This is a genomic window from Collimonas fungivorans, from assembly GCF_028292705.1.
In the GTDB taxonomy this organism is placed as follows: Bacteria; Pseudomonadota; Gammaproteobacteria; order Burkholderiales; family Burkholderiaceae_D; genus Collimonas; species Collimonas fungivorans_B.
Map to the genome: position 1 here is coordinate 1 of NZ_JAQGLV010000089.1, position 11,940 is coordinate 11,940.

Below are 11,940 nucleotides of genomic sequence, written 5' to 3' on the forward strand. Positions count from 1 at the left end.
GTGGCGGAAGCGATCACCGTGCCGCTGACCGGCTGGCTCGCCAACCGCTTCGGCGCGGTGCGGGTATTCATCACGTCGATGGTCATGTTCGGCGTGTTCTCGGCGCTGTGCGGCCTGGCCAATTCGCTCGGCATGCTGATCGCCTTCCGCATCTTCCAAGGGTTGGCCGGCGGCCCGCTGATCCCGCTCTCGCAAACCTTGCTGTTGCGGGTTTTCCCCAAGGAGAAAGCGCCGACCGCGGTCGGGCTGTGGGCCATGACCACGCTGATTGCGCCGATTGCCGGACCGATACTGGGCGGCGTCTTGTGCGACCAGTACAGCTGGCCCTACATCTTCTACATCAACGTGCCGGTGGCGCTGATCTGCGGTTATCTCGGCTGGAAAATGTTCAAGCGCTACGAATCGTCGCTGGTGAAAGTGCCTATCGACAAAGTCGGCATGGGGCTGATGATCGTCTGGGTCGCCGCCCTGCAGCTGATGCTGGACCAGGGCAAGGAAAAAGACTGGTTCGCCTCGCCTGAAATCGTGGTCCTGGCGCTGATCGCCATCATCGGCTTCATCGCCTTCCTGATCTGGGAGCTGACCGAGCGCAATCCGGTGGTCGACCTGCGGGTGTTCCGGCACCGCGGTTATTCGGCCAGTGTGATCACCATCTGCCTGGCCTTCGGCGCCTTCTTCGGCGCCACCGTGCTGACGCCGCTGTGGCTGCAGGGCTACATGGGCTACACCGCCACCCACTCGGGCCAGACCACCGCCCTGAGCGGCATCCTGGCGGTCATGACCGCGCCCTTCGTCGCCAAGCTGTCGACCAAAGTCGATCCGCGCAAACTGGTGTGCCTAGGCGTGCTGTGGCTCGGTTCGGTGACCTTGCTGCGCAGCTTCAACAGCACCGACATGACCACCTTTCAGATCGGCTGGCCGTTGCTGCTGCAAGGCATAGGCTTGCCGCTGTTCTTCGTGCCGCTGACCGGGCTGGCGCTGAGCAGCGTCAATTTTTCCGAGACCGCCTCCGCTGCCGGCCTGATGAGTTTCTGCCGCACCATGTCGGGCGCCATCGCCACTTCTCTGGTCAACACCAGCTGGGAAAACAAGGCGATCTATTATCACGCCGAACTGTCGGGCTTGGTCGACCAGGCCGGCAACGCCAGCAATACCCTGGTGCAGTCCGGTCTGAGCACGGACCAGGCGCGGCTCAGCATCGAACAGACCGTGCAGTCGCAAAGCATCATGCTGTCGACCAACCATATTTTCATGATGGCGGCGCTGTCATTCTTGCTGGCGGCGACCGCGGTGTGGTTCGCACCGAAACCCAAACGCGTTGCCGACACCTCGGCGGCGCATTGACACAACCCTCAAGCAGCCATGGCTACCCTAACCCACCTCCGGCAACAGCGGCAATCCGCCGCCGGCCTGGATGCCTTGATGGAACAGGCGCACGGCGTGATCCTGGACGCGCTGAACCGGGAATTGCAGGTGCTGGATATTACAGCGGCCCAGTACGTGATCATCGTCAACCTGGCCAACTCGCGCACAGAGTCGATCGCGGCGCTATGCAAATTGCTGGCTTACGATCCCGGCGCGATGACGCGCATGGTCAGGCGCCTGGAAAGGAAAGGCCTGGTGACGCGGCTGCGTTCGCCGCAGAACAACCGCGCGATCACGCTCGAACTAACCGCGGCCGGCTGGTCGATTTACCCGAAGCTGATCGAATGCATCACCCATGTGCTGGACCAGGTCCTGGCGGATTTCAGCCAGGACGAAACCAGCAAGCTGAAAGAATTGCTGCATAAGCTGTTGTCGAAAATTTGACATTGATCTGCATGTCAGGAGGTACACATGTTTGAGCAAGAAATGAATGCCGGCGCTATCGGCGAGATAGACGAGCTGAGCGAAATCGAATACCATCTGACCGTGGTCGAATTCGATATCCTGTGGAACCGCCGCACCACAACGCAGGAACAGAGCCGCATGGACGACATGATCAGGCTGATCAATGCCTTCGAGGAAAGCCACTACTAAAATCGAATAGCCGTGTTGAAGGACGGCGGCAGTCAGGCCTGTCTTTCCTCCAGGAACTGTTCAATCAATGTCGCCAGCGCCTGCGGCTGGTCGTGGTGCAGCATGTGGCCGGCATTGGCGACAACCGCGGTCCTGGCGTGCGGCAGCATGGCGATGCGGCTGTCGATCTCGCCGCGCATGACATCCTGGCCGCCCATCCATTGCCACATGTTGGTAAATTCCGCCTCGACGCATAACACCGGCGCCGTGGTGGCGCGCCAGCAGGCCAGCATTTCCTCCACCCTCGGCAGCACCGGATTGATGATCTTGTGCGCAGGATCGGCCAGGATCTCCCAGCGTCCCAGGTCGTTCTGGCGCGACCAATGCTGGGCCAGGAACGCCGCCCGCTGGTCGCTCAGGCGCGGATTGGTCTTCTGCAGGCGCGCCGCCACCGCCGCCAGGTCCGGATAACTCAGCAAGGCGGCCGCTTCAATCAGCTGGTCCAGCCATTTGGCGTAACGCGCCGGCGCCAGCTCGGCCGACAGGTGCTCGCCGCCGAAACCTTCCAGGTTGATCAGCGCCTTGATCCGCTGCGGCCGCGTGCCGGCGTACAGGCCCACGGCATAACCGCCCATGCTGTGGCCGAGCAGGTTGACAGGCGCATCGGCGGAATAATGCTGCAAGATGGCGTCGAGGTCGGCCAGGTAATCGGGAAACCAGTAGCTCTCCACCGGCGGCCCTTCGGTCAGGCCGAAGCCGCGCCAGTCCGGCGCGATCACATGCCAGTCGCGCTGCAGGCAATCGACCACGAACTGGAACGAGGCCGATACATCCATCCAGCCATGCATCATGAAGACTTTCGGGGCGCCGGCGCGGCCCCAGTGGCGTATGTGGTAGCGCAAGCCGCGCAAGGAAAGGAATTCTGAACGGGATAGTTTCATGGGCATCAGGCCAGGAATTGGTCGAGGTCGAAATTCGATTGCAGATCGGCGCCGGAAAATTTCTCGGTCAGCCAGAGTTCCGCGCGCGCCCTGCCGGCGTCGCGCAAGGCATGGATGAAAGAGGCTTTGGTGTTCAGTTTGCTGGCCGAGCTCAGCTGGCTCATCAAGGCATCCGAATCGATCACGTGGATGCGCAGCTCCTTGAGCCGGTCGTGCATTTTGCCGCGCGCCTTGGGGTCGGCTTCGGTTTCGCGCTTGGCCAGCGCCAGCCCGCCCAGCTCGGTAAAAAAGGTCGAGCTGAAACTGATTTCGCTCAGGCGCTGGCCGATCTCGTCGGTGCCGGTAGGCGTCAGCGGCCGGCGGAACGGATGCAGCAGCACCGCCAGCACATCGGGCGAGTTGCACAGATGGAGAAGCGGGAAAATCGGCGGATTGGCGGTCAGCCCGCCGTCCCAATAAGCCTCGCCGTCGATCTCGACTGCGTGGTGCATCGACGGCAGGCAGGCCGACGCCAGCAAGGCGTCCTGCGTCAAATCGTCATTGCGGAAGATGCGCAGGCGGCCGGTGCTGACTTGGGTAGCGGCGATGAACAGCTTGACCTTGCCTTCCGCCCGCAAACGTTCGAAGTCGATCTGCTTGCCGAGGATGTCGCGCAAGGGATTCAGGTCAAACGGATTGAGCTGGTACGGCGAAAACATCCTGGTCACGGAGAACATGTGCTTGAGCAGCGCCGAGGAGGTCGCCTGCGAGGCGATGCCGGCTTCGCTCAACGCGTCCGGCCGCATGAAACTGTAGAGATCGCGGGTGCTGACGCTATCCCAGAAATCGGCCAGCGCCTGGCGCGCGCCGTCGCGGCCGCCGATCGCCAGGCCGTAGCTCATTGCCACCGCGTTCATGGCGCCGGCGCTGGCGCCGCTGATGCCTTCGATCTCGATCCGGGGATCTTCCAGCAGGCGATCCAGGGCGCCCCAGGTGAACGCCCCATGGGAACCGCCGCCCTGCAGCGCCAAAGTCATTATCTTGTTTTGCATGAAATATCCCTGAAGATTGCTGTCGGTTGAAATGGGCCCTTGCCTGCAGGTTTGACGCCTGTCTTTAAATCCACGACCGGGCCTGACCATATCTCCTGTGCTGCTAATTTACCAATCTTTGGCTAATCGTGCCTAGCGCATTTTTTCCGGGCGGACGTTGCCGTGAAAGACACTGACACGTTTTGCAGCAACTGTGTTCAGCGACTGTTCAGAAACGGAACAGTTGTCCTGTGTTTTTAAAATACCAGACTGCCGGCCAAACCGCCATCGCCGCCAGCCCTATCCTTCACAAGCCGCTCCGGGCCTGGCTCCTGGCAGTTCCTGTCGTATTGCCGCCGCACTGGCATGGCACTGGCACATTCGTTGCGCAACAACAGTTGCAGTTTGTAGCGCTGAACCCCACTCACTCATTCCAAGCCAGAGGACGACATGAATCTCGCAGACATCAGCAAGCTAGCCACCCGCAATCCATTCAAGCAACGTTATGACAATTTCATCGGCGGCAAGTTCGTGGCGCCGGTCAAGGGCGAATATTTCGAAAACGTCAGCCCGGTCATCGGCAAGACCTTCTGTGAAATCGCCCGTTCCGGCGCCGAGGACATCGAACTGGCGCTGGACGCGGCGCACGCCGCCAAAGCCGCCTGGGGCAAGACCTCGCCGGCGGAACGCGCCAACATCCTGAACAAGATCGCGGACCGCATGGAAGCCAACCTGGAATTGCTGGCGATTGCCGAAACCATCGACAACGGCAAGCCGATACGCGAAACCACGGCCGCCGACATACCGCTGGCGATCGACCATTTCCGTTATTTCGCCGCCTGCATCCGAGCCCAGGAAGGTTCAGTCGCCACCATCGACGACCAGACCTATGCCTATCACTTCCACGAGCCGCTGGGCGTGGTGGGCCAGATCATCCCATGGAATTTCCCGATCCTGATGGCAGTCTGGAAACTGGCGCCGGCGCTGGCCGCCGGCAATTGCGTGGTGCTGAAACCGGCCGAGCAGACGCCAGCCTCGATCATGGTCTGGATCGAGCTGGTGCAAGACCTGCTGCCGCCCGGCGTGCTCAACATCGTCAACGGCTTCGGCCTGGAAGCCGGCAAGCCGCTGGCCTCCAGCAAGCGCATCGCCAAGATCGCCTTCACCGGCGAAACCACCACCGGCCGCCTGATCATGCAATACGCTTCGCAAAACATCATTCCGGTGACGCTGGAACTGGGCGGCAAATCGCCGAACGTATTCTTTGCCGACGTGATGGACCAGGACGACGCGTTTTTCGACAAGTGCCTGGAAGGTTTCGCCATGTTCGCCTTGAACCAGGGTGAAGTCTGCACTTGCCCGTCGCGCGCGCTGATCCAGGAGTCGATCTACGACCGTTTCATGGAGCGGGCGCTGAAACGGGTCAAGGCCATCAAGCAAGGCAATCCGCTCGACAGCGCCACCATGATCGGCGCCCAGGCTTCGCAGGAGCAGCTGGAAAAGATCCTGTCCTACATCGACATCGGCAAGCAGGAAGGCGCCAAGCTGCTCACCGGCGGCGTGCGCAAGCAGCTGGGCGGCGATTTCGACGCCGGCTACTACGTCGAACCGACGGTCTTCGAAGGCAACAACAAGATGCGCATCTTCCAGGAAGAAATCTTCGGCCCGGTATTGTCCGTCACCACCTTCAAGGATGAAGAGGAAGCGCTGGCGCTGGCCAACGACACCTTGTACGGCCTGGGCGCAGGCTTGTGGACCCGCGACGGCTCGCGCGCCTTCCGCATGGGGCGTGGGATCCAGGCCGGCCGGGTATGGACCAACTGCTACCACCTGTATCCGGCCCATGCCGCATTCGGCGGCTACAAGCAGTCGGGCATAGGCCGCGAAAACCACAAGATGATGCTGGATCATTACCAGCAAACCAAGAACCTGCTGGTCAGCTACAGCCCGAACGCATTGGGCTTTTTCTAAGCGCGCTGGCTCCTGGCCCGTCTGTACCGGGGCAGGAGCCAGCATTCCGTTATCCCGTCACCAGCGACCACACACCATGCCCGCAATCCCCGCCCGCGTCAGCGCCACCGGCGCCGCACTCGAATTCCTGCAGCAGCTCAGGCAAAAACATGGTCCGCTCATGTTCTTTCAATCCGGCGGCTGCTGCGACGGCAGTTCGCCCATGTGCTACGCCATCGGCGATTTCCAGGTCGGCGATGCCGATGTCTATCTCGGCGACCTGGACGGCGCGCCGTTCTATATCGGCGCCGACCAGTTCGAATACTGGAAACATACCCAGCTGATCATCGACGTGGTGCCAGGCAACGGTGGCATGTTTTCTGTCGACAACGGCAGCGGCCGGCGCTTCCTGAGCCGTTCGCGCCTGTTCAGCGACGACGAATATGCACTGCTGGCCGCAGCTCCGCTGTTGCTGGGCAAACAAGCCGCCGAATAATTGTGCACCACAAAGGCACGTATTTTGCTTTTGTTCTGCTCTTGCGTGCCTGCAAGACCAGGCCGCAATCGCAGCTTGCCGCGCCGACAACAGAGATGCACCGCTTTCGCCTGTTAGCTGTCCAAAGTGGCGCAGCAAAGGCGCAGTAGTGTGTGACCCGGAACATTTTCTTTCGATTTTCGTGCACCTATCCCGTGGAGAAGCCTCATGAATGCAAAAACCGGCTCAGGCGCCAGCGCAGCCCCCGCCTTGAAACAGACCTTGGGCACGATACAGCTATGGGGAATCGCCGTCGGCCTGGTGATTTCGGGTGAATATTTCGGCTGGAGCTACGGCTGGGCTTCGGCCGGCACGCTCGGCTTTACCGTGACGGCGCTGTTCATCGCCGCCATGTACACCGCATTCATCTTCAGCTTCACCGAACTGACCACCTCCATCCCACATGCCGGCGGTCCGTTCGCCTACAGCAAAAAAGCCTTCGGGCCGCTGGGCGGCTATTTTGCCGGCGCCGCCACCCTGATCGAGTTCGTGTTTGCGCCGCCGGCGATTGCGCTGGCGATCGGCGCCTATCTCAACGTCCAGTTTCCATCGCTCGATCCGAAGACTGCCGCGGTCGGCGCCTATGTAGTGTTCATGGCGCTGAATATCGTCGGCGTGCAGATCGCCGCCATGTTTGAACTGTGCGTGACCTTGCTGGCGATCTTCGAACTGCTGGTGTTCATGGGCGTGGTCTCGCCGGGATTTTCGATGGCGCATTTCACCAAGGGCGGCTGGTCCGGCCAGGACAATTTCAGCCTGGCTTCCATCCCCGGCATGTTTGCCGCCATTCCGTTCGCCATCTGGTTTTTCCTGGCGATCGAAGGCGTGGCGATGGCCGCCGAAGAAGCCAAGGATCCGAAACGCTCGATCCCGATCGCCTACATCACCGGCATCATCACCCTGGTGCTGCTGGCCATCGGCGTGATGGTGTTTGCCGGCGGTGCCGGCGACTGGACCAAGCTGGCCAACATCAACGATCCGCTGCCGCAGGCGATGAAACTGATCGTCGGCGAACACAGCAGCTGGCTGCACATGCTGGTCTGGCTCGGCCTGTTCGGACTGATCGCATCGTTCCACGGCATCATCCTCGGTTATTCGCGCCAGATCTTCGCACTGGCGCGCGACGGCTACCTGCCTGGCTATTTCGCCAAGATCCATCCGCGCTTCAAGACCCCGCACCGGGCGATCCTGGCCGGCGGCGTGATCGGCATCGCCGCCATCTACAGCGACCAGCTGATCACACTGGGCGGCCAGACCCTGACCGCCAACATCGTCACCATGTCGGTGTTCGGCGCCATCACCATGTACATCATCAGCATGCTGAGCCTGTTCCGCCTGCGCCGCAGCGCGCCCGACATGGAGCGGCCTTTCCGCGCCCCCTTCTATCCATGGTTCCCGGCGTTTGCACTGGTCGGCGCCAGCGTCTGCATGGCCACCATGATTTACTACAATGCGCTGATCTTCGGCATCTTCGCTGCCTTCCTGGCTTGCGGCTACGCGGTGTTCCTGATGACGAAAAACAGCCGCAGCACCGAGCAAAGCGCCTATGATGTTGCGTAGGGAGCACGTTGGCCATCCGCCTGGAGGACGCTGTCAGTGAATAACAGAACACATCAGTTCAGCCATATCGTCGGAGCGAAAACCTATCTGTTCCGCGACCTGAAAGACTTGATGGCCAAGGCTACCCCGCCGCGTTCCGGCGACTACCTGGCAGGGCTGGCCGCCGGCAGCGCGGAGGAAAGGGTGGCGGCCCAGATGCGGCTGGCGGAGCTGCCGCTGGCGACCTTCCTGGACGACCTGCTGGTGCCCTACGAACAGGATGAAATCAGCCGCCTGATCGTCGACGACCACGACGCCGGCGCTTTTGCCGCCATCAGGCATTTGACAGTGGGCGATTTCCGCAACTGGCTGCTGAGCGACCAGGTTGACGAAATCGTGCTGGCGGCGGTTGCCCCCGGCATCACCCCCGAGATGGCGGCCGCGGTATCCAAGATCATGCGTATCCAGGACCTGATCCTGGTCGGAAAAAAATGCCGGGTGGTGACGCGCTTCCGCAACACCATCGGCCTGCCGCACAGCCTGTCGACGCGCCTGCAGCCGAACCATCCGACCGACGACGCCACCGGCATCGCCGCCAGCATCCTCGACGGCCTGCTGTACGGCAGCGGCGACGCCGTCATCGGCATCAACCCTGCCACCGACAATGTGCCGCAGGTGATCAAGATCGTCAGCATGCTCAACGACATCATCGACCGCTACCAGATTCCTACCCAGTCCTGCGTGCTGACCCACGTCACCAACACCATAGAAGCGATCAACCGCGGCGCGCCGGTGGACCTGGTGTTCCAGTCGATTGCCGGCACCGAAGCCGCCAACCAGAGTTTCGGCATCAGCCTCAAGCTGCTGGCCGAGGCGCACGATGCGGCGCTGTCGCTGCAGCGCGGCACCGTCGGCAACAACGTCATGTATTTCGAAACCGGCCAGGGCAGCGCACTGTCGGCCAACGCCCATCACGGCGTCGACCAGCAGACCTGCGAAGCGCGCGCCTATGCCGTGGCGCGCAAGTTCAAGCCGCTGCTGGTCAATTCCGTAGTCGGCTTCATCGGCCCCGAATACCTGTACGACGGCAAGCAGATCATCCGCGCCGGCCTGGAAGACCATTTCTGCGCCAAGCTGCTCGGCCTGCCCATGGGCTGCGACGTCTGCTACACCAACCATGCCGAAGCCGACCAGAACGACATGGACATCCTGCTGACCCTGCTCGGCGCCGCCGGCTGCACCTTTGTCATGGGCATCCCGGGATCGGACGACATCATGCTCAATTACCAGACCACCTCTTTCCATGACGCACTCTACGCGCGGCGCGTGCTCGGCCTGAAACCGGCGCCGGAATTCGAGACATGGCTGAAGACCATGAAAATCTTTACCGAAGACAGCTACGTCAAGCTGGGCGACGAGCTGCCGCCGGCATTCCAGCAGGCGCTGCTGCGCCTTTCCTGAGGTTGATACATGAGCGATTCGAACCCCACCGTAGTCGACAATCCCTGGCAGGCGCTGCGGCAGTTCACCGCCGCCCGCATCGCCCTCGGGCGCAGCGGCGTCAGCCTGCCCACTTCGGCGCAGCTGGAATTCCAGCTGGCCCATGCGAGAGCGCGGGATGCAGTGCACCTGGCGCTCGATACGCAGGCATTGCGACAGGCGTTGAACAACAACGGCGATATCTGCATCACCCTGTCCAGCGCGGCGGAAACGCGCGATATCTATCTGCAGCGCCCCGACCTCGGACGCCGCCTCGATGCCGCCTCGCGCAGTGCGCTGACAGAGCGGCCGCACAGCGCCTCGCGCCGTTACGACCTGGCCATCGTTATCGCCGACGGCTTGTCCGCGCTCGCCATTGAACAGAATGCCCTGCCATTCCTGGACGCCCTCAAGCAAAGGCTGGCGCCGGAAAACTGGACGCTGGCGCCGCTAGCCATCGTGCGCCAGGGACGGGTCGCCATCGGCGATGAAGTGGGGGAGCTGCTGGGCGCCAAGGCCGTGGTGGTGCTGATCGGCGAACGCCCCGGCCTGAGTTCGCCGGACAGCATGGGCCTGTACCTGACCTGGGCGCCGCGCGTCGGCCTGACCGATGAAAGTCGCAATTGCATCTCCAACGTCAGGCCGGCCGGCTTGTCGTATGCGGAAGCGGCTTACAAGCTGCACTACCTGCTGACGCAGGCGCGCCAGCGGCAATTGTCCGGCGTGCAGCTGAAAGACGAAACCGCAAGCGAACACGGCGAACTGCAACAGCCCGAGCGCAATTTCCTGCTGGAACAGCGCTAGGGCCAGCTAAATCCGCTTTATGCCAAATCAGGCGTTTGGCAGCGGCGCATTGGCCGCAACCAATCCTTGCTCACGCAACGCCAGCCAGAATCCGGCAGGAATCGGCGTATCCGCCAGCGCCAGGTTTTCCGCGATGCGCTCGGGACGGCTGGCGCCCGGAATCACTGCCGCCACTGCAGGATGGCCCAACGAGAATTGCAGGGCCGCAGCCTTGATATCGACCTGGTATTGCGTGGCGATTGCCTGGATATCCTGGACCCGCTTGATCATTTCCGGCGTCGCCTTTTGATACTCGAAATGCTCGCCGCCGGCCAGGATGCCCGAGTTGTAAGGGCCGCCAACGACAATCCCGGCGCCGCGCTGTTCGCAGGCGGGCATCAGCTGTTCCAGCGCATGCCGGTGGTCAAGCAAGGTGTAGCGGCCGGCCAGCAGGAAACCGTCGGGATCGGCTTGCTGCAAGGTCAGCAGGCAAGGTTCAACCTTGTTCACGCCCAGGCCCCAACCCTTGATCACGCCTTCTTCGCGCAAACGCGTCAGCGCCTTCGCCGCGCCGTTCATGGCGACGTCGAATACTTCCAGCCAGTTCTCGCCATGGAAATCCTGGGCGATGTCGTGGATCCAGACATAATCGATACGGTCGGTGCGCAGGCGCTTCAGGCTGTCTTCGATGGAACGCAGGGTGCCGTCGGCGGTGTAGTCGTACATCACCTTGTTTGGCAGACCATGCACGAACAGTCCGCCCTTCTCGCCCATGTCGCGGCTGCCGGTGTCTTCGATTTCATTCAGGATCAGACGGCCGACCTTGGTGCTCAGCACATATTCGTCGCGCGGACGCGGCGCCAGCGCCTCGCCCAGCCGCAGCTCGGCCAGGCCGGCGCCGTAAAACGGCGCGGCGTCGAAATAGCGGATGCCGTTCTGCCACGCCGCTTCTACCGTATCCAGCGCTTCCTGCGCCGGGATATCGCGAAACATGTTGCCCAAGGGGGCGGTGCCGAATCCTACTTTTCCGGGTAAATTGATACGCATGATATTTCCTTGATTTCGTTAAATAGATTAGACAGTTGCTGCTTCGGCGACGTCTGCAAAGCTGCCGGCCAGATGAAATTCGGGTAATACAAATTCAGCGATTTCCGCCATCGTCTCCGCCAGCGGCCGCCGGTTTTGCCTGAAGTGCAGTCCGATGTGGCTCACGCCCGCCTCTTGCATCGCCGCCAGTTCCGCAACCAAGCCCTTGCGCCCCACGCGGCCGCCGAAACGGTGCCGGCGCATCGGCGCATCGGGGTCATCGGCCAGGTCCAGATGGATGAAGCTGATATACGGTTTGTCGTTGCCCGCCACCGCACGCCAGGCAGCGGCGCGATGCGCGTGATCTTCCGGCGTGCCGGGATAAGCCAGGCAGCCATTCATCTGCTGGCCGAGCCAGGCTGGCGTCTGCTGCGCCAGGCCGGCCACCAACAGCGGCAAGGGCTGCTGCGGGCGCGGCAGTACTTGGATGCCGGGCGGCAGGTAGTCCGCGGCCCAGTTGCGGATCAGCCCCACCTGTTCGCGGAATGCCTGGCCGCGGCCGGCGAAATCCCGGCCGAACAGCGGATATTCAACCGGCCGGTCGCCGCTGGCTATGCCAAGCAAGAGACGGCCGTTGCTGAGCTGGTCGACGCTGGCGGCGGCCTTCATGGTCAGCAGC

The 11,940-nt window shown here is 62.1% G+C and carries 12 protein-coding genes; 8 read left to right on the plus strand and 4 right to left on the minus strand.

The window, feature by feature from the left end; all coding sequences use genetic code 11:
* The 3 genes from JWQ61_RS04570 to JWQ61_RS04580 form a co-directional block, all read left to right on the plus strand.
* A partial coding sequence (locus tag JWQ61_RS04570; protein ID WP_304359473.1) for a DHA2 family efflux MFS transporter permease subunit occupies nt 1–1,344 on the plus strand: 1,344 nt, incomplete at its 5' end.
* Between the two features lie 18 nt (nt 1,345–1,362).
* The gene (locus JWQ61_RS04575) at nt 1,363–1,809 is read left to right on the plus strand and encodes a MarR family transcriptional regulator (protein ID WP_304359474.1); all 447 of its coding nucleotides are present in this window, start codon (nt 1,363–1,365) and stop codon (nt 1,807–1,809) included.
* Nucleotides 1,810–1,836: 27 nt separating this feature from the next.
* Nucleotides 1,837–2,019, plus strand: coding sequence for a hypothetical protein (locus JWQ61_RS04580; RefSeq protein WP_304359475.1), 183 nt, complete (start codon nt 1,837–1,839; stop codon nt 2,017–2,019).
* Nucleotides 2,020–2,051: 32 nt separating this feature from the next.
* Here the strand turns inward: JWQ61_RS04580 and JWQ61_RS04585 are convergent, their stop codons facing one another.
* Nucleotides 2,052–2,939 (minus strand): alpha/beta fold hydrolase, encoded by an 888-nt coding sequence (locus JWQ61_RS04585; RefSeq protein ID WP_304359476.1) that lies wholly within the window; start codon nt 2,937–2,939, stop codon nt 2,052–2,054.
* A 5-nt stretch (nt 2,940–2,944) separates the two neighbouring features.
* Entirely contained in the window at nt 2,945–3,970 is a 1,026-nt protein-coding gene (locus JWQ61_RS04590) for a patatin-like phospholipase family protein (RefSeq protein ID WP_041741573.1), read from the minus strand.
* A 429-nt stretch (nt 3,971–4,399) separates the two neighbouring features.
* On the opposite strand from JWQ61_RS04590, the gene adh reads away from it, so the two are divergent.
* The 5 genes from adh (at nt 4,400) to eutC (ending at nt 10,256) form a co-directional block, all read left to right on the plus strand.
* Nucleotides 4,400–5,920 carry an aldehyde dehydrogenase gene (gene adh / locus JWQ61_RS04595; RefSeq protein ID WP_014005641.1) on the plus strand — a complete coding sequence of 507 codons (1,521 nt, stop codon included), beginning with the start codon at nt 4,400–4,402 and terminating at the stop codon, nt 5,918–5,920.
* A gap of 76 nt (nt 5,921–5,996) precedes the next feature.
* Entirely contained in the window at nt 5,997–6,395 is a 399-nt protein-coding gene (locus JWQ61_RS04600; RefSeq protein ID WP_304359477.1) for a DUF779 domain-containing protein, read from the plus strand.
* Between the two features lie 207 nt (nt 6,396–6,602).
* Entirely contained in the window at nt 6,603–7,994 is a 1,392-nt protein-coding gene (eat, locus tag JWQ61_RS04605; RefSeq protein ID WP_304359478.1) for an ethanolamine permease, read from the plus strand.
* Nucleotides 7,995–8,030: 36 nt separating this feature from the next.
* Nucleotides 8,031–9,434 (plus strand): ethanolamine ammonia-lyase subunit EutB, encoded by a 1,404-nt coding sequence (locus JWQ61_RS04610; protein WP_304359479.1) that lies wholly within the window; start codon nt 8,031–8,033, stop codon nt 9,432–9,434.
* Between the two features lie 9 nt (nt 9,435–9,443).
* Nucleotides 9,444–10,256 (plus strand): ethanolamine ammonia-lyase subunit EutC, encoded by an 813-nt coding sequence (eutC, locus tag JWQ61_RS04615; protein ID WP_304359480.1) that lies wholly within the window; start codon nt 9,444–9,446, stop codon nt 10,254–10,256.
* A 27-nt stretch (nt 10,257–10,283) separates the two neighbouring features.
* On the opposite strand, the gene JWQ61_RS04620 is transcribed toward eutC, so the two are convergent.
* Nucleotides 10,284–11,282, minus strand: a complete 999-nt coding sequence (locus JWQ61_RS04620) for an aldo/keto reductase (protein ID WP_304359481.1) — start codon at nt 11,280–11,282, stop codon at nt 10,284–10,286.
* A 27-nt stretch (nt 11,283–11,309) separates the two neighbouring features.
* Nucleotides 11,310–11,940, minus strand: a 631-nt coding sequence (locus JWQ61_RS04625) for an LLM class flavin-dependent oxidoreductase (RefSeq protein ID WP_304359482.1), incomplete at its 5' end; no start/stop codon positions are given.